Raw genomic sequence first — 23,780 nt, 5'->3', positions numbered from 1 at the left:
GGAGAAGATGATCCCTGGCGAAATTCTCACCCGCGACGGCGATATCGTCCTCAACGAAGGCGCGCCAGTTCTGCGGATCGAGGTTTCCAATGCCGGGGATCGGCCGATCCAGGTAGGCAGCCACTATCATTTTGCGGAGACTAATCCAGCCCTGCAGTTCGACCGGATGGCCGCGCGTGGCATGCGGCTCGACATCCCAGCAGGCACGGCTGTCCGATTCGAACCGGGCCAGACTCGCGAAGTGCGGCTGGTTCCGGTTCGCGGAAGCCGAAAGATCTACGGCTTCAACGCAGCAGTGATGGGCTCACTTTAAAAGGCCAAGCTTTCAGCCGACGGCCTTCTGGAATTCGCCGTCCTCGCGCATCATGTCGCGCTGCTGAAGCTTTTCGGCATGCTCGAATTCGGCCTCGGCTTCTTCCAGTGCGATCTTTGCGGCATTGATCTGCACCCTCAAGTCGTTCACCGAATTGCCGAGATTATCACGACGCGTTCGCGCCGCTTTAGCGAACATCGGATAGGCGAAGTGATTCTGATCGGTGATTCCGCTCTTCTTTTCCTCCGAGGCGATCTGCGCATCGAGATCGCTGCACATGCGGTCGAACTCGGCCATCATGAGCTCAAGCTGTTCCACCTGACGTCGCTTCTCGTTCAGCTTGAACCGCGCGAGCCGCGTCAAATTTTCTTTTTTCATGCCTCGTTCCCCTAGAGCGTCCGACGTTTGATCGGACCGGTGCGCCACTGCTTCAGACAAGGCTCGATTGGTAGCCCTTAACCGTCTGTTTACGCGCAGGGTTAATCATAGGGACGAGGTTTTAAGGCCGAGTAAATCGGGATCGTCATGTACGCCTCTGAAAGAAAAGGCGTTATCTCGGACGCAATTTGCGCCACTCGAACTTACCGTCCGCAGATGCCTGCGGCCTGGTCCATGACGGGCCGATAGCATTTGTTAACCATCTCGTGCCACCATCATGGCCGAACTAAGACAGAACAGAGCTTTGCCGAACCGATCAAGATTCGGCGCGGCCGGCTGAGAGGAACTTCTTATGCGCGTTCTTTTGATTGAAGACGACAGTGCGGTGGCGCAGAGCATCGAACTGATGTTGAAATCGGAAAGCTTTAACGTCTACACGACGGATCTTGGTGAGGAAGGCGTCGATCTCGGAAAGCTCTACGACTACGATCTCATCCTCCTTGATCTGAACCTTCCGGACATGTCGGGATATGAGGTGCTTCGAACACTCCGGCTCTCGAAGGTCAAAACACCAATCCTCATCCTCTCCGGTATGGCCGGCATCGAGGACAAAGTCCGCGGCCTCGGCTTCGGTGCCGACGACTATATGACCAAACCCTTCCATAAAGATGAACTGGTGGCACGCATCCACGCCATCGTCCGTCGCTCGAAGGGCCATGCCCAGTCGGTCATCAATACCGGCGATCTCACTGTGAACCTCGACGCCAAGACCGTCGAAGTCGGTGGCCAGCGCGTCCATCTCACCGGCAAGGAATACGCCATGTTGGAGCTGCTCTCGCTCCGCAAGGGCACGACATTGACCAAGGAAATGTTCCTCAACCATCTTTACGGCGGCATGGACGAGCCGGAACTGAAGATCATCGACGTTTTCATCTGCAAGCTCCGCAAAAAGCTCGCGAATGCAACCGGCGGCAAGAACTACATCGAAACCGTCTGGGGCCGCGGCTACGTGTTGCGTGAGATCGAGGAAGAAGCAGCCGCCTGATCCGGCAGCCTTCGACCGCTTATACAAAGCCCGCCGGGGATCCCCCGGACGGGCTTTTTCTTTTGTGTCCCGATCATTCGTGGATGGTCGCGTACGTGTCATCGTTTGCGACGACAGACTCTCCCCTAGATGCTGACCCGAAGCCAAGATGGTCGATTAAAGGGGGAGCGCCGTGACCGAGAGCGAGACAGACGGTTGGACCGGCATCCTGTCCATGGGAACTAACGTCAATCTCCTCAAACCTGTCGGCGTCGGCAAAACGATGACCCGCATAGAATTCGGCGATCTCCGCGCCGACAAGGCAGTTTGCGAAATAGTGGTGTCGGTCGTGAACGGAGAAGGCGAGACCTGCCTGGACGGCTCTTCGCCGACCTATCCGATACCGGTTGAGGCCTGAGGATCGAGAGCCTTGAGCAATGCCATCCACGCCGCTTCGACCTTGAAGCAGGAGATCCCCGATCCGCGCCGCTGGCGCATGTTGGGTCTAGTATGCGTCGCAATCGTGCTGGCCCTCACGGTCTGGTTCTCCGCAACGGCTGTCATCCCTGAACTCACGCAAGTCTATCGCCTGTCGCCGGCAGAGAGCGCATGGCTGACGAACGGCGTGCAGATCGGCTTTGTCATAGGTGCGGTTGCCGCGAGCTTCGTAAACTTGCCGGATCTTGTTCCTGTCGGTCGCTTGGTCGGCCTTTCCGCGACGATCGCGGCCATAGCGAACGCTGTTCTACTGATCGCACCCGATCCATCGATCGTCATCGCCGCTCGCATCGTGACCGGCATTGCTCTCGCATCGGTGTATCCGCCCTCGATGAAATTCATCTCCACCTGGTTCAAGGCCGGCCGTGGCCTTGCCCTTGGTGCAGTGATCGGCGCGCTGACGCTGGGTTCGGCTGCCCCGCATCTCGTGAGGGCTGTCACTGCCGGGTTCGACTGGCAGGCCGTCATCATCGCTTCCTCGCTGATGACCTTTACAGGCGGAGCGCTTTTTCTCCTCGTGGCAGTCGAGGGGCCCCATCCCTTTTCGAAGGCCGTCTTCGCACCGCGTCAGATCGGCCAGGTCGTCCGGAACCGGCCATTGATGCTCGCCAATCTCGGCTATTTCGGTCACATGTGGGAACTCTACGCCTTCTGGGGTTGGTTCCTCGCGTATTCGGCCGCGGCTCTGAGTTCGCAGGGTTACGAATCGCCCTCTCTCGTCTCGTTCATCACCTTTGCCGTGATCGGTCTTGGCGCAATCGGCTGCGTCGGTGGCGGATACATGGCGGACCGAGTCGGTCGCTCGACGACCACCATCTGGATGCTGGCTGTCTCCGGCGCATGCGCAGCGCTGATCGGCTTTACCTTCGATGGACCGTTCGTTCTCTTTCTTCTGATCGCCATCACTTGGGGTGTGGCGGTGGTCGGAGACTCCGCACAGTTCTCAGCCTGCGTCACGGAGGTTGCCGATCCACGCTACGTGGGCACGGCCCTCACCTTGCAGATGGGAGTCGGCTTTGCGCTTACCGTTGCTGCGATCTGGGTGACGCCTCTTGTTGCCGAATGGCTCGGAAGTTGGCGATGGACCTTTCTAATTCTCCTACCGGGCCCAATCATCGGCATTGCCGCGATGGCGATGCTGAAGCGGCATCCGGCCGCACGGAGGATCGCGAGCGGACTGGGATAGGCCTCATCCTTCCCACTTCTTCGGCGGCTTCGTGCGACCGAAGTTCGGCTTGGGCGTATCCTGGCCGGCTTCGATGATCTCACGGCGGATCGCCCGGGTCTTGGTAAAGGTCTCGAACAGCTGGTCGCCCTTGCCGTCGCGAATGGCTCGCTGAAGAACGGAGAGGTCTTCGGAGAAACGCGCAAGCACTTCAAGGGTCGCATCGCGGTTGTTCAGGAAGACGTCACGCCACATGGTCGGATCGGAGGCAGCGAGACGCGTGAAATCGCGGAAACCCGAGGCGGAATATTTCACGACCTCCGACTGTGTCACCTCCTCCATGTCGTAGGCCGTGCCGACGATGTTATAAGCGATGAGGTGGGGAAGATGACTGACGATCGCGAGCACCCGGTCGTGGTGCTCGGCTGTCATGATTTCCACGTCCGATCCACAAGCAATCCAAAAGGTTTTCAACCGCTCGGTCGCCGCCTCGCTGGCGCCCTGCACAGGGGTCAGGATGCACCAGCGCTTTTCGAACAGTTCGAGGAAGCCAGCATCTGGCCCGGACTGTTCGGTACCGGCGATCGGGTGGGCGGGCACAAATTCCACATCCTCCGGCAGATGCGGCCGCATCTGGGCGATCACAGATCCCTTCACCGAGCCTACATCTGAAACAATCGCACCGGATTTCAGCGCAGGCGCAATCTCCTTAGTCACCGCTCCGACCGAGCCGACAGGCACGCAAAGGATGACGAGATCGGCATCCTTCACGGCGTCCGCTGCCTGCAGATGGAAGCTGTCGCCGAGGCCCAGTTCTTCCGCTCGCGTCAGCGTCTCGGCGCGGCGCGTGGAGATAGCTATATGCTTGGCTAGGCTGTGGGCCCTCGCATTGATGGCGAGGGAAGAGCCGATCAACCCAATACCGATAAGGGCAAGCCGTTCGAAAGGTTGAAAGCTTTCGCTCATCTCCCGCCATCCAAAAATGCTGTCAGCGCATCGACGGCGCCGCGATTGGCCTCTTCGCTGCCAATCGACATACGGAGCGCGTTCGGGAAGCCGTATCCGGTCACGCGGCGCAGGATGAAGCCGCGTTCGGTAAGGAAAGCGTCAGCATCGGCGGCTCTGCGACCTGGTGCATCAGGAAAATGGACAAGAATGAAATTACCAACACTCGGTGTCACGGTCAGCCCCAACGCCTCTAGCTGTCCGGTTGTCCAAGCGAGCCATTCGGCGTTGTGGTCGGCCGCTTTCTCCACGAAAGCGCGGTCCTTGATGGCGGCAGCGCCCGCTGCAATCGCCGCCGCGTTGAGATTGAATGGACCGCGCACTCGATCGAGAACGGAGACAATCGCTTCGGGACCGTACATCCAGCCGACCCGCAAGGCGGCGAGGCCATAGATCTTCGAGAAGGTCCGCGTCATGACAACATTCTGGGTTTCCGAAACGAGCTCCAGCCCCGCCGCGTAGTCGTTCTTGCGAACATATTCGGCATAGGCGGCGTCGAGCACCAGAATCGTATGGTTGGGCAGGGCGGCATGGAGCCGCCGGATTTCGTCGAAGGGAAGATATGTGCCAGTCGGATTGTTCGGATTGGCGAGAAACACGAGCCGCGTCTTGTGGCTGACGCGCTGCAAGATCGCATCGACGTTCGCCGTCGCGTTCGTTTCTGGCGCAATGACCGCAACCGCGCCCCGCGCCTTGATCTGGATGTTGTACACGAGAAAGCCGTGTTCGGAGTGGATCGCTTCGTCGCCCGGCGCGAGATAGCACTGGCACAGGAGACCGAGCAGTTCGTCCGAACCATTGCCGCATAGGATGTTTTCCGTGCGCAGACCATGCACCTCGGCGATCGCACTTTTCAGTGCGCTCGCTTGCCCGTCGGGATAAACTTCCAGCCCAGTCAGCGCTGCGCGCGCCGCCTCGATCGCTCTCGGCGAGGCTCCAAGCGGGGTTTCGTTAGAGGACAGCTTGTGCAGCTTAACGCCTGCAGGCGCTTTGCTTTTGCCCGGGACATAGGGCTCGATATCCAGAATGCCTGGGATCGGTTCGGGTCGCATGGGATCGGCTTTCAGCGAAGCAATGAACGCGGGATCGTGATATGGCTCAGGCCGAATACGGCCAATGGAGCGGCGGCGCAAACCCGCCGACCTGGCTGAGTTCGGCTTCGCCTCCGAGGCGCGACTGCAATGCGCCCTCTTCCAGCTTCGTCGCTATCAAGGCGCTGAAGAGGCCGGTTCCGTAAGGCGCTTGGGCGAGTACCTTCATGCCGTCCTCGCCGCGCGCCATCGCCGTCAGCCCATCGGCCCGCCAGCAGCTGATTTCCGGGATCGCCGGATCGGCTAGCGGCGGCGCAATGACAACGGCTGGCTTCCTAATCGGATGCTCGGGGCTCTCGACGAACGGGAGGGCACAGACGATCGCGCCATTCCGCAGCCCCTGCCACCACGGATGGGCGCCTTCGAGAGCGAGCACGCCGAGGCGGTCGCCACCGCTCTCGATCGCGGCGACGACCTCCTGCTGCCCGCCGACCAGTTTCAACGGTACTGAGAATCCAAAATAAAATCGTGCTGCCTCGATAGCGGCCGCGGAGTCGACCCCGTAAGGAGACGTGATGACCTCGTAGGGCGCCTGGAGATGGGTGAAGGTCGATATGATCTCGCGCCAGAAATGCTCGATCGTCGCGATCGGGAGATGACCCTCATGGCGCGCGATGAGTTCGCGCATCATCGAGGCCTCGCGGCTTGGGCGGAAGGCGGCACCGTCACGCACTGTGCCTTTGACCTCGATCAACTCGTCGATGACGCTGGCACGCTGCATGAGAAGCCGGTGCACGCTCTCGTCGATCGCGTCGATCTTGGCGCGCAATTCGACGAGCCGCGCCGGGTCCCCCGAATTCGCTTTAGCCGTTTCGACCATCTTCTGCACCGTTACCGCTCCTGGCTCTTCGCTCGGCGGTCCGCTTCTAACGGCTGTCGGTTTCGACCGCAAAGCCTAAACGCGTCGCGCATTGGGAGTAAGATGCAGGCGTGCCGTTGGAATGAGTGGCTTTCTGTGCGGCCAGACAGTGAAGATCGAAACCTCGCGCGTCTGCGAAGGCTTCTCTTCAGAGCCGCTCGCTTGGATCAAACGAAGGAGGATTCGCATGTACACCCGCATTCTCGTCCCCATCGATCTCGATCATCGCGAGAAACTCGAAAAGGCGATGAAAACCGCCGCTGATCTCGCCAAGCACTATCAGGCATCGATCGTCTATGTCGGTGTCGGTTCTAGCGCTCCGTCCGGGTCCGCACACACGCCGGAGGAATACAAGAAAGCGGTGGAGCGGTTCGCCAAGTCGCAGAGTGACACCTACGGCGTATCCGCGACAGGCGAAGCCGTCATCGTTCATGATCCGTCCGTTGAACTAGACCGTGCGATTCTGAAGGCGATCGAAAGAAACGGTTCCGATCTGGTCGTCATGGCAACCCATGTTCCGGGCATACCGGACCACTTCTACGCGGCGCACGGCGCTAAGGTCGCGTCGAGGGCCTCGGTCTCGGTGATGCTGGTGCGTTAAGCACCAAGCCGAAGACGGACAAGGAAGAACGGCGAAGCGTGTTGGGCGCATTGGTGCCCGACCCGTTCGTTGTCGACCGGCGTTGCGCTCCATGCCGAGAACCGGCGAAGCTTTCGCCCCGCCGGCTCAGGTCAGGTACCCAACAGTCTTCCGACTGCAGGTGTAGCTACGTCACTCGGCCGGGCTTGGATGCATCGAGCCTTTCGGACGCGTCGCCTCTTTCAGATGCTCTTCGGCGACCGGATCGACCGAAAGGTCGTCGTCGGCCAGACCCGCATTCGGATCGTCGTAGACCGCTTGGCTGAACTGACCCTCGGTCTTTGCGACGACCATCGAGACCACCGCATCGCCGGTGATGTTCACGGCCGTGCGGATCATGTCCATCAGCCGGTCGACACCGAGGATAAGAGCGATGCCTTCGATCGGCAGGCCAACCTGGGTTAGCACCATCGTCAACATGACGAGACCGACGCCCGGGACGCCGGCGGTTCCGATCGAGGCCAGAACCGCCATTGCGATAACCGTCAGATAGCCGGCCAGTCCCAACTCGATGCCGTAGACGTTGGCGAGGAACACTGTCGCCACGCCCTGCATAATAGCAGTCCCGTCCATGTTGATCGTCGCACCGAATGGCACGGTGAACGACGCGACCGAGTTGTTTGCGCCCATACGCTCCGTAACCGCCCGCAGCGTTACGGGAATCGTCGCATTCGACGAGGCCGTTGAGAACGCGAACAGCTGGGCCGAACGGATTTTCTTCATGAAGGTGAACGGGTTGAGGCCCGAGAACAACTTCAGGATCAGCATCAGCGTGACGAAGAGGTGCAGGAAAAGCGCGCTCGTAAGCGTCGCGACATATGCAATGACCGGAATGAAGAGTTCGATACCCTGCTCGGTGAACGTTTTGGCGATCAATGCGAAGACGCCGTAAGGCGCGAACGCCATCACGATGCCGACGATCTTCATCATCAGTTCGTTCATGTATTCGCAGGCTTCGGCGAAGGGTTTGGACCGATCGCCCAGCATGAGAGCCGCGATACCGACGATGATCACGTAGAAGATGATCTGCAGCATCTCGCCATTGGTGAAGGCGGCGATCGGATTGGACGGTACGATGTTGGCAAAGACCTGCCAGACCGTCGGCGCTTCCTTTGCCTCGATGCCCGACGCATCGACGCCTTCCATTGTGAAGCCCTGTCCCGGACCGACGAACAGCGCGATCGTGATTGCGACGCCGATCGCGATGGCGGTGGTCATCATGTACAGCGCGAAGCTTTTTCCACCGACGCGTCCAAGGACCCGGATATCGCCGATCCCCATCACTCCGCAGAGCAGCGAGAAGATAACCAGCGGCACGACCAGCATCTTCAAGGCGTTGACGAACATGGTGCCGATCATGCCGAAGAAGCCAGCGACGATCGTTTCGTTGACGAAGGCGATATCGAGCATGTTGAAGATGACACCGACGACGACGCCAGCAATCATGCCGATAAAGATTTTCATGGTAAGGGACATTCGCGTGACCCCTTTCGATTGGCCGGCCGCGCCGCAGCTGCCTGGCCGGTAAGGCGCGACTTCCCCGGGAAAGCCAGGCCGTAAGCCCATTCGGCCTCTGTACGGCATCGAACGGACGGCGATCGAATGCTAAAGGTTACAGAACCTTAATTCGGCTAAGTTTCGCCATGATTGCGAATTGGTCAAGCGTCTATGGTGCTTATCGCCTGAACAGCTCCGATGCTTTCCTGTGCATCTCGGCTTTTCCGATGGGAGAGCGGGCGAACCGAATGTCGCGTAGACGCGCGCTCCTCTAGTGTTCGTCAGCGCAGGCTATTAACTTCCGCACATGACGGATTTCGACGAATCGCCGCACGTCTCGAACCCCAAGTCCGGCGGCATTGCTGCTCGCGCCATAGCCGCGCGAGGCCGGCAGGCACCGAACTATCTGGATGGCCTGAACCCCGAGCAGCGTGCCGCGGTTGAGACGACGGAAGGGCCGGTTCTGGTGCTCGCCGGAGCGGGCACAGGGAAGACGCGTGTCCTGACGACCCGTATCGCTCACATTCTCGCGACCGGCCGGGCCTGGCCAAGCCAGATCCTCGCCGTAACATTCACCAACAAGGCGGCGCGCGAAATGAAGGCGCGTATCGGCCTCCTCGTCGGTGGCGAGGTCGAGGGCATGCCCTGGCTCGGCACCTTCCACTCGATCGGTGTGAAGATCCTGCGCAAGCATGCCGAACTGGTCGGGCTGAAGTCGAACTTCACGATTCTCGACACGGATGATCAGATACGGCTGATAAAGCAGCTGATCCAGGCCGAAAATCTCGATGACAAGCGCTGGCCAGCCCGCACCTTCGCCAACATGCTCGACGGCTGGAAGAATAAGGGGCTCGAACCGAAGCAAATACCGGAAGGCGATTCCCGCGCCTTCGCCGGAAAGGGCCGCGATCTCTACGCCGCCTATCAGGAGCGGCTGAGGACGCTGAACGCCTGCGATTTCGGCGATCTTCTGATGCACCCGATTGCGATCTTCCGCGCACACCCGGACGTCCTCGCCGACTACCACCGGCGATTTCGCTACATTCTCGTCGACGAGTATCAGGACACAAACACGGCCCAGTATCTCTGGCTGCGACTGCTGGCGCAGCGGCCAGGCAAGGACAACGAACAGGCTCCGGTCAACATCTGCTGCGTCGGCGACGACGATCAGTCGATCTATGGCTGGCGCGGCGCCGAGGTCGACAACATCCTGCGGTTCGACAAGGAGTTCTCGACCGCGACGGTCATCCGGCTGGAGCGCAACTATCGCTCCACGGGTCACATCCTCGGTGCTGCGTCGCACCTGATTGGCCACAATGAAGACCGGCTTGGCAAGACGCTCTTCACCGATCATCCGGACCCGGAAGACCCGAAGGTCGAGGTGAATGCCGGCTGGGATTCGGAAGAGGAGGCTCGTGCCATCGGCGAGGCGATCGAGGATCTCCAGCGCCGCGAGAACCACAATCTCAACGACATGGCGATTCTCGTCCGCGCCTCCTTTCAGATGCGCACCTTCGAGGACCGATTCGTCACGATGGGTCTCAACTACCGCGTCATCGGCGGTCCGCGCTTTTATGAGCGCATGGAGATCCGCGACACCCTCGCCTATTTTCGCTGCGTCTGCCAGCCAGCCGACGATCTCGCCTTCGAGCGGATCGTCAACACGCCGAAGCGCGGCCTCGGCGATGCTACAATTCGCCTACTGCACGAATATGCCCGCGAGCGGCAGATCCCGCTAATCCCTGCCGCGCTGGAGATAGTAGAGACCGAGGAGCTGAAGCCCAAGCCGCGCAATGCGCTGCGCCGCGTCGTTCTCGACATGAAGCGCTGGTCTGAGTTGCTGCCGTCCACCAAACACACCGAGTTGGCCGAACAGATCCTCGAGGAGTCCGGGTATACGGAGATGTGGCAGAACGATCGCTCGGCCGAGGCGCCGGGCCGGCTCGAGAACCTGAAGGAGCTGATCCGCTCCATGGAGGAATACGAGTCGCTGCCCTCCTTCCTGGAGCATGTCGCGCTCGTCATGGACACCGAGCAGAATGCCGAAATGGATGCCGTCTCCATCATGACGCTCCATTCGGCCAAGGGGCTGGAATTCGACACGGTTTTCCTGCCGGGTTGGGAGGAAGGGCTGTTCCCACACCAGCGAGCCCTCGACGAGGGTGGGCGCTCGGGTCTCGAGGAGGAGCGGCGCCTCGCCTATGTCGGTATCACGCGGGCCAAGCGGCGAGCGAAGATCTGGTTCGTATCCAACCGCCGCATTCACGGGCTCTGGCAATCGACGATCCCGTCGCGTTTCCTCGATGAACTGCCCGACGCCCATGTCGACGTCATGGAAGCTAACACCTCATATGGTGGGTATGGCGCCGGTGGTTTTGGCGGTTACGGCGCCTCGCGATGGGATGGCGCAGCCGCCTTCAACGAGGGCGCCTACCGAACGCCTGGCTGGAAACGCGCGCAGGCGGCCAAGGCAAGCCAAGGCGGCGGCGATGGCTGGTCGGGCGGACGCACCCGCGAGATCACCTATGAAAGCGATCAGACGTCTGGTTTTTCCGGCCGATTCACAGCAGATGGCGCAGAGCGGCAGGGTCGCGCGAGCCGTGGCCACAACCAACCGCCGCGTAGAGGTCTCGGTCTCTATTCCTCGGCCAAGCGCGGTGGTCCGCGCGAGATCGAAGGTGAACTTGTCGCCAAGTCGGTGGCCGAGCACGAAAGTGCCTTCTCGAAGGGCGACCGCGTCTTCCACCTGAAATTCGGCAATGGCACGGTTGCGCTCGTCGACGGCAATAAACTCACCGTCGATTTCGACAAGGCAGGCCAAAAGCGCGTGCTCGAAGGCTTCCTCGAAAGCATCTGACCGTCTGCCAATACGAGAAGGTCGCTGTTTCTCCGTGAAAACATTGCGCCACCAGTGCCTTGCGTGTGCTCAAGCGCTGAATGCAAGAACCTGGAAACTATGCGGACGAAGTTCGAGGGACCCGAAAAACGGGGCTTTTGGGTCGGCAGGGTGAACGCCGCCTCAAGCGCCAAGGTTTCGAAGATCTGAACTATCGTTTTATTTTAAATAATACTTTATCCATTCCGGCCGAGGCTTAAGGCTTCGTTGCCTTCGTTCCTCAGCCCAGAATTCCTGTTTTTCAGGGCTTACACGCTGACTTTCAGACGATTGGAAGCGCGCTGCGCGGGCGTACAGTTAGCGATCCGTTAGACCGTAAGGCTCATTTCGCACCATTTCGGTGAAATCCGAACAAGTCTTCCTAACCAAAATTCATCAATATAAATCGAAATCAACGCCCCTTACCAAAGTATATCCAACAATTTGAACTAAATTGATGCGCGCAATTTGGTTCGAAAGCAAAACAACGGGCGCAGGTTCTGTCCAACCCACGGAGAGGACCGACCATGAACGCCTTCATCAAGACCACCGCCATGATCCTGACAGCCCTTGTCGCAGTCGGCCTCTCCCAATCCGCTGAAGCACGTCAAGCGCATATGCCGACGACCAGCATCACCTCGCAGCCTATCGGTCATTATGAATTCTGCCATCGCTACGCCGATCGATGCGCTGCACAGCGTGCCACGGCGCCGGTACAGCTCACCGAAGCGCTCTGGAACAAGATCGTCGAAGTGAATGCCGCGGTGAATACGAGCATCTATCCTCGCGAGGACATCGCGATCCATGGCAAGCCCGATGTCTGGTCCTACCCGCAGGTCGAAGGGGACTGTGAAGACTACGTTCTACTGAAGCAGTACATGCTCGAACAGGCAGGTGTCCCCGCTTCGGCGCTTTTGATCACCGTCGTCCTTCAGTCGAACGGCGAGGGCCATGCGGTTCTTACCCTGCGCACCGATCGCGGCGACCTTGTTCTTGATAACCTCGCCGACCGTGTCTCGCTGTGGAGCGAGACGGACTACACCTATCTCAAGCGCCAGGCCGAAAATCATGCCGGGAAGTGGGTCGACATCGCCGACGACCGCTCGGTCCTCGTTGGCAGCCTGCGCTGAGCGATCTGGATCGGCGCTCGATCGCTTAAATCAAAAAGCCGGCTCGCGAATTGCTCGCGGCCGGCTCTTTCCTATTGCATGACGTTTTGCCTATTCAAGATCGATGTCGAGAATTGTCACCGTCAGATGGTAGGACAATTCCCCCTCCTCGGTATCCTTGCTCAGTGTTCCGATGAACTCGTCGCCCTTGTAGACCTCGGCGGTGTCCCCCTGTTTGGGAAGCGCACGCACAGACAAGTCCGTGCTGGAAAAGGTGCGCTTGAGATAGGCGTCGAGCTTCTTGATTTCTTCGGGCTTCACTTGCTCGTCCCTCTTCGTCGTTCGCCGGCAAAGATGATGCAGCATCTTGCGCAATCAACAGGCCTAGGCGCTCCAACGGGCGCGATTGCCCTTGGAGGCTTAGATCGGTTTGATTTGGGTCTGCTCCGCACGGACCGGACACGATCACGCTTCGCGTGTGCGCGGGCGTCCAGATGATGCAGTGCTCTTTGCTTTAATCGCGTTCGCAATGCGTCTTGCAGAGCAAGCCGGCTCGAACGGAACATGAAACGGGTGGTCCGGACGGCGATGCCAGGATCACAGGATCTCGATTGACCGTGGTTCGCTCATTTGGCGAATGTGGGCGACGGGCCTCGAGCGCGAGGCCGGTCATCCATCGGCTGACAATCTTGCCGCTCTAATTGCCGTGCTAATCCACACGTTCGATCGCCATTCATGCAGGCTGAAGACCCCTTCGAACGTCTCTACGATGTCCTTTGTTCGCTGTTCCGCTGCAACCGATTGTCCCGACGGGCTGCACAGCGGCTTGAATCGAGTTAGGTTCTAGTGAACGCGACACGTTCGGTTCCGTCAAAAGACCCAAGGATCTCGCCTTCATGCCCATGGACATGCCCCTCCCCCCCTCTGTCCTGCCGATCTCTCCCTATCCGGATGCGGACGCGGTTCTGGACGGCCTGATCGCGGAGGCCGATCTTTCGAAAGATGACCGCAAGAAGATCGGGTCCATTGCGGTCGATCTGGTCAAGCGCATCCGCAAGACTGGCGATCCCGGTCTGATGGAGGTTTTTCTCGCAGAATACGGCCTCTCGACCGAAGAGGGCATTGCGCTGATGTGCCTTGCCGAGGCGCTGCTGCGCGTGCCCGACGCCCAGACCATGGACGAACTGATCGAGGACAAGATCGCGCCCGGTCAGTGGAGCACCCATCTCGGCCATTCTTCTTCTTCCCTCGTCAACGCCTCGACCTGGGCGCTGATGCTGACCGGCCGTGTGCTGGAAGAGAACGATCGCGGCCCCTTGAAGGCGATGCGGGGCGCGATGAAGCGGCTCGGCGAACCGGTTATCCGCAATGCGACCGGCCAGGCGATGCGGGTGATGGGCCGCCAGTTCGTGCTTGGCGAGACCATGGATAAGGCCATGGAGCGGGCCAAGGAGCAGGAGGACAAAGGCTATACCTATTCCTACGACATGCTCGGCGAGGCAGCCCGGACCTATGCCGACGCCGAACGCTATCGCAAGGCCTATGACGGCGCGATCGAGAAGATGGCAAAGCGCGCCACAAAGGGCGACATCGCGACCAATCCCGGCATCTCGGTCAAGTTTTCTGCGCTCCACCCGCGCTACGAGATGGCCCAGCACGACCGGGTTCTCGACGAACTGGTGCCGATCGTTGCCGATCTCGCCGCCAAGGCCGCCAAGCTGAAGATCGGCTTCAACGTCGATGCCGAGGAGCAGGATCGGCTGACGCTCTCCCTCGAAGTCATCGATCGGGTTCTGCAGGACGAACGCTTGAAGGGCTGGGATGGATTTGGCATCGTCGTCCAGGCCTTCGGGCCTCGCGCCGGCAGCGTCATCGACTGGATCTACGAGACCGCCGAGCGCCTGGACCGCAAGCTGATGGTTCGCCTCGTCAAGGGCGCCTATTGGGATACGGAGATCAAGCTCACCCAGCAGGAAGGCCTGCCTCGCTTCCCGGTGTTCTCGCGCAAGCCGGCAACGGATGTCAGCTTCATCGGAAATGCGCGCAAGCTGCTTCGCTATCGCGATCGCATCTATCCGCAGTTCGCGACCCACAACGCCCATACGGCGGCGGCCGTGATCCACATGGCGCAGCAGATGGGCGTGAAGCCGCAGGAGTTCGAGTTCCAGCGCCTCCACGGAATGGGCGAAGTGCTGCACACCATAGTTATGAAGGACCACGGCACTCGCTGCCGCATCTACGCACCGGTCGGCGCGCATCGCGATCTTCTGGCCTATCTGGTTCGGCGCCTTTTAGAAAACGGCGCGAATTCGAGCTTTGTCAATCAGATCGTCGACGAGGACGTACCGCCTGAGCAGGTGGCAGAAGACCCATTCGAGGCACTCGGTTATGCACCGCCGGTGACGCCCGGGACGGACATCTTCCTTCCCGTTCGCGAGAACTCGAAGGGCTGGGACCTGACGGCCGTCGATCACCTCGAAGATATCGAGACCGCTCGCGAGCCGTTCCGTAACAAGCGCTTCGAGGCAGGACCTCTGATCGCCGGGGATGCCCAGCCTGAAGACGAAGTGGAACGCCTCAATCCGGCCGATCCGTGCGATGTCGTCGGCACCACGCGTTTTGCCTCAAAGGCCGATGTCGAAACGGCGCTCGCGGCAGCCAAGCCGTGGAACGCCAGCGCGGAGGAACGCTCCCGCATTCTCAAGAAGGCAGCCTCGGCCTACGAAGAGAATTTCGGCGAAATCTTCGCGGTCCTTGCGCGCGAGGCCGGCAAGACCATGCCGGATGCGCTGGCGGAACTGCGCGAAGCCGTCGACTTCTTCAACTATTATGCCGAGGAAGCCAAAAAGCTGACGAGCGAGCCGCTGGGCCGGGTCGCCTGCATCAGCCCTTGGAATTTCCCGCTGGCGATCTTCACCGGCCAGATCGCGGCGGCGCTCGCTGCCGGAAACGCGGTGCTCGCAAAACCTGCCGAGCAGACGCCGCTGATCGCCCATCTCGGCACACGGCTCATGCACGAGGCCGGAATTCCGCGCGAGGCGCTGCAGCTTCTACCCGGCGCGGGCCAGGTTGGCGCCGCGCTGACATCCGACGCGCGCATCGACGGAGCAGCCTTTACCGGCTCCACCGAGACCGCCCAGAAGATTAAGCAGGCGATGGCCGAGAACTGCCATCCCGGCGCGCCCCTGATCGCTGAGACCGGCGGCCTTAACGCCATGATCGTCGACTCCTCCGCTCTCCCCGAGCAGGCGGTGCGCGACATCATCCAGTCGGCGTTTCAGTCTGCCGGCCAGCGCTGCTCGGCCTGCCGTTGCGTCTATGTGCAGGAGGACATCTCGAAGTCCTTCTTCGAGATGTTGATGGGAGCGATGGACGCCTTCCGGCCGTCCGACCCGTGGTATCTCAAATCCGACAGCGGCCCGCTGATCGACGCGGAAGCCCACGGACCAATCGCCGATTATGTCGCAAAGGCCAAGGCCGAAGGCCGGCTGATGCACCAGATCGAAGCGCCGGATCAGGGCCATTTTCTCGGTCCGGCTCTGATCCGCGTGAACAGCATTTCCGATATCGAGCGCGAGATCTTCGGGCCCGTGCTGCACGTCGCGACCTTCAAGGCGAAGGACATTGATAAGGTCATCGATGCCATCAACGGCAAGGGCTACGGGCTCACCTTCGGGCTACATACGCGGATCGACGACCGGGTGCAGTACGTGACCGACCGCATCCATGCCGGCAATCTCTACGTGAACCGCAACCAGATCGGCGCGATCGTCGCCTCCCAACCCTTCGGCGGCGAAGGCCTTTCGGGCACGGGACCCAAGGCGGGAGGGCCGTTCTATGTGCCGCGCTTCCAAAAGGCGGTCGCGCCGAAATACCGGCCATCGAGCCCGATCGATCTTCCGGGGCCGACGGGCGAATCCAACCGGCTGCATCTCAGCCCGCGGCCGGCAATCCTCTGCCTCGGCCCGACGGACGACGACCGCAAGAAACAGCGGGCGGCGGTCGAGCGTCTCGGCGGCGTCGTGGAAGACGCTTCGGTGGAGCGCGATCTTTCGTCTGGCCCGGAGTTCGGCAGCGCCATCTGGTGGGGTGACGAGGAGACGGCCCGCAAGCTCGCCAAACAGTTGGCGAAGCGCAAGGGTCCTCTCCTGCGCCTCGTCACAGGGGCCGTGACCGTGCCGGACGTCATGCACGAGCGGCACCTGTGCATCGACACGACGGCATCAGGTGGCAACGCGCAGCTGCTTGCCGACGTGGCAAAGAACGATCCGCGTGCGAAGGGTCGCTAGGCCTTTCGGCGCCGATCAGGCCGTAAAGAAGCGATAGCGCGAGACCTGCCGGAAGGTCTCGCCCGGATCGAGCCGAGCCGACGGAAAGCTTGGCTGATTCGGACTGTCGGGAAAGAGCTGCGGCTCCAGGCAGAGGCCATCGCCCATGCGATAGAGCCTGCCGCCCTTTCCCGGAATGCTGCCGTTCAGGAAGTTGCCGGAGTAGAACTGGATGCCAGGCGCGGTGGTCGCCATCTCCATCGCGCGGCCGGTCACAGGGTCTTCGATGCGCGCGCCAAATTGCGGTTCGGCACGGGTCTCATCCGCCAGCACCATGCAATGATCGAAGCCTCGTCCAATCCGCACCTGCGTGTCGCCGCCGTCGCGGACACCAGACGAAAGCAGCTTCTTCTCCCGAAAATCGAACGGCGTGGCAGCGACGGGCCGCACCTCACCTGTCGGAATCCAGGTCTCGTCCACCGGCAGGAAGCGATCGGCCGCAAGCGTCAGTTCGTGGCCGAGGATGTCGCGCTCAGACAGTGCGCCGCCGAGATTGAAGAATGCGTGGTTCGTGAGATTGCATATCGTCGGCGCGTCGGTCTCAGCCTCATAGGTCAGTGTCAGTTCGCCCGGGCCCGTCAGCGCGTAGGTCGCGCGGGCTTCAAGCGTGCCGGGATAGCCGCCGTCCCCGTCCGGGCTCGTCAGCGCGAAGGTGACGAAGGGATGCGGCGTCTCGCCCGTTTCGGCAACGCGCCAGTTGGTGACGCCGAAGCCGTACGAGCCGCCGTGGAGATGGTTTGGCCCGTTATTCGTTTCGAGCTGATAGTCCCGCCCATCAAGGCTGAAGCGCCCCTTCGCGATACGGTTCGCGAAGCGGCCGACCGAAACTCCGAAATGCTGCGGATGGGTCTCGTACATCGCAAGTTCGTCGTAGCCCAGGGTCACGTCCTCTACCCGGCCCTTGCTGTCCGGAACGCGGATCGCCTGGAGCGTCGCACCGAAGCTCATCAGCGTGATCGCGAGCCCATCGGTTTCGAGATCGAAAGCCTCCACCTCCTCGCCGTTCGAAAGCTTGCCGAAGCGATAGCGTCGCAACCCGGTCATTGTCCCATCCCTTTCCGTCCGCCCGCACTTCTGCGATAGCGCCTCGTCTGGCGACACGAAGTGCCGGCATCAGGCAGTTAGAGGAGCGAAGGGTGAATACGACCGCGACATCGATCGTGACACGGATGGACCGGGCGACGCTCGGCATCCTCATGATGCTGGTCGGCATCTTCCTTTTCATGGCGAACGACGCCCTCGGCAAATTTCTTGTCGAGACCTACTCGGTCGGCCAGGTTCTCCTGCTCCGCTCCGTCGCCGCGCTGATCATTCTCCTACCACTGGTCTGGCGGGTAGGGTTCCGCTCGCTCGTGAAAGTGGAGCGGCCGGGCCAACAGATACTTCGCACCATTTTCGCGACTGCGGAGGTGACGGCCTTCTACGCTGCCCTCGCCTATCTACCGCTCGCCGCAACGCTCTCCTATTGGCTGGCGGCGCCGATCTTCGTCGCAGCGCTGGCGCCGCTTCTTCTGGGCGAGACCGTGGGACTGCGCCGATGGACGGCGATCCTCATCGGCTTCGGCGGCGTGTTGATCGTCCTGCAGCCCTCAGCTGAAACCTTTTCCGGCGGGGCGCCGATCGCGATCTTCGGCAGCCTCGCTTTCGCGCTGATGATGCTGACGACCCGCTCGCTTCGCGAAACGCCCGACTCGGTGCTCGTCTTCTGGCAGACGGTGGGCGCGCTGGCCGCGGGTATCGTCCTGTCGCTCGTCGCCTGGACGCCGCTAACCGTGGCCGGATTCCTTGCACTCAGCTTCCTTGGCGTGGTCGCGCTCGCAGCCCATCTCTGCGTGACGCGGGCTTTCAAGCTGGGCGACGCGGCGACCATCGCGCCGCTGCAATATACGATGCTGCCCTGGGCGACGCTCTTTGGCTTCCTGTTCTTCGACGAGTTTCCGAAGTGGACGACGCTTCTCGGCGCCTTCGTCATCATCGGCTCCGGCCTCTTCATCTTCTTTCGGGAACGACAAGTCGCAAAGCGCGAGGCGACCATTGCCGAAACGCCGCTTACACCGAGCGGCTGAAATCCGATAAGACGCTGGAAAACCTAGACGGGACCCTGTCTCTCGCGTCGGCGGATCATGTAGGATAGGGCTCGATTCGCCTGCATCCGCGTCACGAGTTCCACCCTTGTCGAGCTTCACCTTCATCCACGCCGCCGACCTCCACCTCGGCAGCCCGTTCCAAAGCCTTGCCGTCAAGGACGCGGCGATCGCAGCTCGGTTTGCGCAGGCGACGCGCGGCGCGTTCACCAAGCTCGTCAACCAGGCGATCGACCGGCAGGTGGATTTTCTGGTGATCGCCGGCGACGTCTACGACGGCGAATGGAAGGACAATTCCGTCGGCCTTTTCTTCAACCGCGAGGTCGCGCGGCTCGCCAAGGCGAACATTCAGGTCGTCTTTCTTCGGGGCAACCACGATGCGGAAAGCGTCGTCACCAAGAGCGTGCCGCTGCCGGACAGCGTCCAGCAGTTCCCGACCAACAAGGCGGCCACAATCCGGTTCGACCACCTCGATGTCGCGCTCCATGGCCAGGGTTTTGCCGAACGGGCGGCACAGGAAAACCTCGCCCTCGCCTATCCCGCTCCAATCGCCGGTCTCTTCAACATCGGCGTCCTGCACACATCGCTGACCGGCCGCCCGCCGCACGACGTCTACGCGCCCTGTTCTGCCGAGGACCTTCGCAATCGCGGCTACGACTACTGGGCGCTCGGCCATGTCCACGAATTCGAGATCGTCAGCGAGGACCCGCACATCGTCTTCCCGGGCAATCTCCAGGGCCGCAGCATCCGCGAGACCGGGGCGAAAGGCGCCGTGCTCGTGTCCGTCGAGGACGGACGGGTGCAGGGGATCGAGCCGGTGGTTCTGGACGAGGCCCGATGGTCGCATCTCGTCGTCGACATCAGCGATCACGAAGAGCCGGGCACCATCGCCCATGCGGTCGCGGCAGCCTTCGAAGCCGAGGCGGAGGCGGCAGGCGAGCGGCTTCTCGCCATGCGCATCGAACTCACCGGAACGTGCCGTTTCCGCCGCAAGCTCGTCGCGAACCGCGTGATGCTCGCCGACGAGATCGAGGCGGCCTGCCACCATCATCATCCCGATGCCTGGCTCGAAAAGCTTGTCGTGAGCGCGACTGCACCGACCGACGAAGCGATCCCAGCGATCGACCGCTCGATCGATATTGAGGCAATGCTGGCCGAGGTACTGGGCGACGAAGAACGCCGCCAAGAGGTGGACGACATCGTTCGCCAGATCGCCGCCAAACTGCCAGGCGGGATCGGAAGCGGCGAGACGCCTCTCGGCACGACGGACGACCTCTTGGCGGAGGCCCGCGAGGTGCTGCTCGCCCGTGTCGAGATCGAGGCCTAGACCAAAGCCATGCGGTTCAAGCGCCTCCATCTCCTGCGCTTCGGCGCCTTCGAAGATCGCGAGATCGCGTTCCGGCCCGACGCGCGACTTCACATCGTCTACGGGCCGAACGAAGCCGGCAAGTCGACGACCCTCTCGGCGCTGTCTTCGCTGCTCTTCGGCTTTCCGCACCAGAAGACGCACGACTTCCTGCATCGGGCGGACGCTCTGCGGATCGCCGCGACGATCGCAGCGCGCGACGGGTCCGAGCTCGCCTTTCGCCGCCGCCGTGGCAACAAGGCGACGCTGCTCGCTGACGACGACACCGAGACACCGCTGCGCGACGACACTCTCGCGAGCTTCCTGGGCGGGCTGAACAGACAGGTCTTCGAAAGCGCCTTCGGTCTCGACTCCGACCGGCTCCGCGCCGGTGCCGAGGCAATGCTCGCGAGCGACGGCGAACTCGGCGGCAGTCTCTTCGCCGCAGCCTCAGGCCTGACAGGGCTTCGCGAGCTGCGCGCGCAATTCGAAGCCGACGCCTCGGACCTCTACGCGCCACGAGCGAGCACGAAAGAGTTCAACGAACTTTCCAAACGCTGGGACGCGGCCCGGCAAAGAGTGCGCGAGACAGAGCTGCGCGCCGGCGACTGGAAGGCGCTCAATGCCGAAATCGAGCGGCTGGAACGCCAGCACGAGGAGGAGAAGGAACGGCTCGCCTCGCTGATGCAACGCCGCCAGGAACTCTCCACCATGAAGAAGCTCGGTCCGGTGATCGGCGAAATCGACGCGACACTGCGCAAGCTCGTAGCCCACGACGACCTAAGGGACCTCAAGCAGGGCTATGCCGGAGCGCTCGAAAAGGCGCTGGACGACCGCATTCTTTCGGCAAAGGCCCTCGAGGAGGCAACGGGGCGAATCCGAGATGCCGAAGAGGCCGTCGCCGAGATCGCGGTCGACCAGAACGTGCTCGACCACGGCAAGGCGATCAGCGCCCTTCACGAGCAGCTTGGAAACTATCGTAAGACGAAGGAAGACCTGCCGGCGGTCGCCCGCGAACAGCGCGGCTTCGCCCACGACATCGAGGAGAGGCTGAAACGTCTGGGGCTTTCAAGCGAAGCCGGCCTGCCCGAACAACCGACCGATGCCGCCCTCGCCCGCTCCGAGCAGTTGGCCGAGCATGGCCGAAGCCTGATGCGGGACCGGGCCGGCCTCGAAAAGCAGCTCGCCGAAGAGCGCGAGAACGAGGCGGCGCTCGACCGTCAGGCGCCGTCCGGCCGCCTCGCCGACCCGAAGCCGCACAGGGACCGTCTCGCAGCCCTGCGGCCGGAGATCGAGGCGGTCGAAAAAGCGCGCGATCTCGATCTCGAGCATCGCACCGAGGCGCGCCGCATTCGCGACGCGGCGCTCGGCCTCGATCCGGCCGTCGCCGACTTCGACGCCCTCACGGCGATGGCCCTTCCCTCGGCTGAAGGAGTGTCCGAAGTGGCCGAACGGCTCAAAGCCAGCGATCGCGCGATCGAGAAAGACGAAGCCGCGCTTGCCCGGCTCCGCGACCAGATCGCGCGAAATGCGAGACAACTTCGCGAGACCGAACGCGGCGGTGACATTCCCTCGCGGGAGAGCATCGCTGCGGCGCGGCGGGAACGCGACGAAGCCTTCCGTCCGATTGCAGCTTCGACACTCGGCACCGGCGAGCGCCTCGATCCTGCCGGGGCGCTCGCCCTCGTCGAGACGTTCACCGCGCGGGTCCGCGGAGCGGACGGGCTCGCGGACGCCGCCTTCGCCGATGTCGAACGCGTCCAGCGCTATACGGATCTCACTGCCCGGAATGTCGACCTTCAATCCGAAGCGACAGCGCTCGACGAAGCGCTGGCCGCACGATACGCCGAACGAGACCGTCTTCGGTCCGATTTCGCCGCCCCGTTCGCCGCGCTTGGGATCGACGCCGCCGAACCGGACAGGATGATCGTCTGGCTCAAGGCGATGCGCGACCTTCGCGCGGCCCATCGCGAGAACGAAAGCCTTGCCGACCGGTTGGCCTCGACCGAACGGCGCGAAGAGGATCTGCGGACCGCCCTCCTCGCCCTCGCCAAGCAGCTCTGGATCGACGATCCCGAGTCGCTCGCGACGCTGCCGCTCCTGCGCGCCGTCGAGCAACGGATCTACGAGGTGACGGATGCCTGGCTGGAAAGCCGCGGCCACGCCGAGCGCAAAAGCGACGTTCAGCGACGGATAGAGCGGCTGGAGAGCCAGATTGCCGAAATCGCCAAGCGCATGGAGGCTTGGCGCAGCGAGGCGGACGCGGCCTTCGCGGCATTGGGATTGGTGGACGGCGGAGCGCCGGACGAAGCGGAGGCGGTGATCGCGCTCTGGCGCGAGCTCCCCGGCATCGAACGCCAGCGGGTCAACCGGCAGGAGCGCGTTCGCGGCATGGAGCGGGACGCCGGACGGTTCGAGAACTTGACCCGCGCCCTCGTTTCCGCCATAGCCCCATCCCTGGCCGAGCTTTCCGCCGAGCGGGCCGTCGAAGAGCTCGAAGAGGCGAGCGAGACCGCCTCCAGCGCGAAAGCCAAATTAGCCGAACGCTGGACAGCGCTCGAGCGCGCGCGGCGCGATCTCGAACACCGGCAGAGCGCGGCGTACGCGGCCGAGACCCACCTGACGAACCTTCTCGCACCCTGTCCGGAGGGTGCAGAGCCCGAGGAGCTGATCCGGCGTCTCGGCGAACGGGATCGCCTGCGGGACGCGGCAACGCAATCGCGCGCGCGCCTCGTCGACATCGCCCCCGCATGGACGGAAGCCGAGGTGCGGCAGGCGCTCGAAGGCTTCGATCCCTCGCGCGCCGATCTGGATCTTGCGGAAACTGAATCCGAGGAGCGCGATCTCACGGCCCGGTCCAACGAGACCTATGCCGAACTCCGCGAAAAGAGGAACGAGAAGGAGGCGCTGTCGCGCGGCCAGGGCGCCGAGGGCGCTGTCTTCGAGCAGAAGGCGGTGGAAGCCGAGATGCTCGACCTCGCCCGCCGCTGGGCGGTCCTGAAGATCGCAGCCAATCTCGTCTCGGCCACCCTCGACAAACATCGCCAGAGCCAGGACGCGCCGTTGATGCGCCGGGCCGGCGAACGCATGAGCCGCCTCACCGACGGCGCCTTTCCCTCGCTCTCCCAGCAGTTCGACGAGAACGACGTGGCCAGACTTATCACGGTTCGGAAGAACGGCGAGCGGCTGCGGATCAACGATCTCAGCGACGGGACCCGCGACCAGCTTTACCTCGCCCTTCGCCTCGCCTTCATCGAGGACTACGCAACCCGCAACGAGCCGATCCCCTTCGTCGGCGACGATATCTTCCAGACCTTCGACGACGAACGCACGGCGGCGGGGCTTCAGACGCTGGCCGATGCCAGCGAGCACATGCAGCCGATCCTCTTCGCCCATCATCGCAGCGTGGTGGAGATCGCGAAGGATCGGTTGGGTAGCGATGCGGATATTATTGAGATGACCTGAACGCGTCGGTCGTGGCTGAGCGCAATTCGGATAGGACTGTTCCTGCGTTCCGGGGCATTAAATCCTGCCCCGGATTGCAGAAGAGCCTACCGGGAATAGTCTCT

Annotated in this window: 18 protein-coding genes; 11 read left to right on the top strand and 7 right to left on the bottom strand. The window is 62.1% G+C overall.

Going from position 1 to position 23,780, the window contains the following annotated elements:
• Positions 1–7: 7 nt before the first annotated feature.
• Positions 8–313, top strand: a complete 306-nt coding sequence (locus FP2506_RS03870) for an urease subunit beta (RefSeq protein ID WP_007066084.1) — start codon at positions 8–10, stop codon at positions 311–313.
• Positions 314–325: 12 nt separating this feature from the next.
• On the opposite strand, the gene FP2506_RS03865 is transcribed toward FP2506_RS03870, so the two are convergent.
• Complete coding sequence (locus FP2506_RS03865) at positions 326–691, bottom strand: flagellar FliJ family protein (protein WP_007066083.1); 366 nt, start codon at positions 689–691, stop codon at positions 326–328.
• A 352-nt stretch (positions 692–1,043) separates the two neighbouring features.
• Here FP2506_RS03865 and ctrA point away from each other — a divergent pair, with 352 nt between their 5' ends.
• The 3 genes from ctrA to FP2506_RS03850 all read left to right on the top strand — a co-directional run bounded on the left by ctrA (position 1,044) and on the right by FP2506_RS03850 (position 3,399).
• Positions 1,044–1,736: a response regulator transcription factor CtrA gene (gene ctrA, locus FP2506_RS03860; RefSeq protein WP_007066082.1), complete on the top strand. Its 693-nt coding sequence runs from the start codon at positions 1,044–1,046 to the stop codon at positions 1,734–1,736.
• A gap of 172 nt (positions 1,737–1,908) precedes the next feature.
• Positions 1,909–2,133: a hotdog family protein gene (locus FP2506_RS03855; RefSeq protein WP_007066081.1), complete on the top strand. Its 225-nt coding sequence runs from the start codon at positions 1,909–1,911 to the stop codon at positions 2,131–2,133.
• Positions 2,134–2,145: 12 nt separating this feature from the next.
• Complete coding sequence (locus FP2506_RS03850; protein WP_007066080.1) at positions 2,146–3,399, top strand: MFS transporter; 1,254 nt, start codon at positions 2,146–2,148, stop codon at positions 3,397–3,399.
• A 3-nt stretch (positions 3,400–3,402) separates the two neighbouring features.
• Here FP2506_RS03850 and FP2506_RS03845 read toward each other — a convergent pair whose 3' ends face one another.
• From FP2506_RS03845 to FP2506_RS03835, 3 genes are read right to left on the bottom strand one after another with little or no spacing between them, the layout of a single operon-like run.
• Positions 3,403–4,344: a prephenate/arogenate dehydrogenase family protein gene (locus FP2506_RS03845; protein ID WP_007066079.1), complete on the bottom strand. Its 942-nt coding sequence runs from the start codon at positions 4,342–4,344 to the stop codon at positions 3,403–3,405.
• Positions 4,341–5,435: a histidinol-phosphate transaminase gene (gene hisC, locus FP2506_RS03840; RefSeq protein WP_007066078.1), complete on the bottom strand. Its 1,095-nt coding sequence runs from the start codon at positions 5,433–5,435 to the stop codon at positions 4,341–4,343. The genes FP2506_RS03845 and hisC overlap by 4 nt, the downstream gene beginning before the upstream one ends.
• A gap of 46 nt (positions 5,436–5,481) precedes the next feature.
• The gene (locus FP2506_RS03835; protein WP_007066077.1) at positions 5,482–6,294 is read right to left on the bottom strand and encodes a chorismate mutase; all 813 of its coding nucleotides are present in this window, start codon (positions 6,292–6,294) and stop codon (positions 5,482–5,484) included.
• 226 nt (positions 6,295–6,520) lie between these two features.
• On the opposite strand from FP2506_RS03835, the gene FP2506_RS03830 reads away from it, so the two are divergent.
• Positions 6,521–6,934, top strand: a complete 414-nt coding sequence (locus FP2506_RS03830; RefSeq protein WP_040488891.1) for a universal stress protein — start codon at positions 6,521–6,523, stop codon at positions 6,932–6,934.
• A gap of 171 nt (positions 6,935–7,105) precedes the next feature.
• Here FP2506_RS03830 and FP2506_RS03825 read toward each other — a convergent pair whose 3' ends face one another.
• Positions 7,106–8,437: a dicarboxylate/amino acid:cation symporter gene (locus FP2506_RS03825; RefSeq protein ID WP_202814192.1), complete on the bottom strand. Its 1,332-nt coding sequence runs from the start codon at positions 8,435–8,437 to the stop codon at positions 7,106–7,108.
• A 340-nt stretch (positions 8,438–8,777) separates the two neighbouring features.
• On the opposite strand from FP2506_RS03825, the gene FP2506_RS03820 reads away from it, so the two are divergent.
• Both FP2506_RS03820 and FP2506_RS03815 read left to right on the top strand, forming a co-directional pair.
• Positions 8,778–11,327, top strand: coding sequence for an ATP-dependent helicase (locus FP2506_RS03820; protein ID WP_007066074.1), 2,550 nt, complete (start codon positions 8,778–8,780; stop codon positions 11,325–11,327).
• A gap of 545 nt (positions 11,328–11,872) precedes the next feature.
• Positions 11,873–12,475, top strand: a complete 603-nt coding sequence (locus FP2506_RS03815; protein WP_007066073.1) for a transglutaminase-like cysteine peptidase — start codon at positions 11,873–11,875, stop codon at positions 12,473–12,475.
• Positions 12,476–12,565: 90 nt separating this feature from the next.
• Here the strand turns inward: FP2506_RS03815 and FP2506_RS03810 are convergent, their stop codons facing one another.
• A complete protein-coding gene (locus FP2506_RS03810) occupies positions 12,566–12,775 on the bottom strand; it encodes a DUF3126 family protein (RefSeq protein ID WP_040489375.1) in 210 nt (69 codons plus the stop codon).
• A gap of 581 nt (positions 12,776–13,356) precedes the next feature.
• On the opposite strand from FP2506_RS03810, the gene putA reads away from it, so the two are divergent.
• Entirely contained in the window at positions 13,357–16,743 is a 3,387-nt protein-coding gene (gene putA, locus FP2506_RS03805; RefSeq protein ID WP_007066071.1) for a bifunctional proline dehydrogenase/L-glutamate gamma-semialdehyde dehydrogenase PutA, read from the top strand.
• Between the two features lie 15 nt (positions 16,744–16,758).
• Here putA and FP2506_RS03800 read toward each other — a convergent pair whose 3' ends face one another.
• Positions 16,759–17,826, bottom strand: coding sequence for an aldose epimerase family protein (locus tag FP2506_RS03800; RefSeq protein WP_007066070.1), 1,068 nt, complete (start codon positions 17,824–17,826; stop codon positions 16,759–16,761).
• A gap of 125 nt (positions 17,827–17,951) precedes the next feature.
• On the opposite strand from FP2506_RS03800, the gene FP2506_RS03795 reads away from it, so the two are divergent.
• From FP2506_RS03795 to FP2506_RS03785, 3 genes are all read left to right on the top strand, one after another.
• Entirely contained in the window at positions 17,952–18,848 is an 897-nt protein-coding gene (locus FP2506_RS03795; RefSeq protein ID WP_007066069.1) for a DMT family transporter, read from the top strand.
• A gap of 106 nt (positions 18,849–18,954) precedes the next feature.
• On the top strand, positions 18,955–20,193 hold the full coding sequence (locus FP2506_RS03790) for a metallophosphoesterase family protein (protein WP_007066068.1): 1,239 nt from the start codon (positions 18,955–18,957) through the stop codon (positions 20,191–20,193).
• Positions 20,194–20,202: 9 nt separating this feature from the next.
• On the top strand, positions 20,203–23,676 hold the full coding sequence (locus tag FP2506_RS03785; RefSeq protein WP_007066067.1) for an ATP-binding protein: 3,474 nt from the start codon (positions 20,203–20,205) through the stop codon (positions 23,674–23,676).
• Positions 23,677–23,780 lie beyond the last annotated feature (104 nt).

This window comes from Fulvimarina pelagi HTCC2506 (assembly GCF_000153705.1).
Taxonomy (GTDB): Bacteria; Pseudomonadota; Alphaproteobacteria; order Rhizobiales; family Rhizobiaceae; genus Fulvimarina; species Fulvimarina pelagi.
Note: the sequence above shows the minus strand (reverse complement) of the source record. Positions and strands in the feature narration are given on the sequence as shown.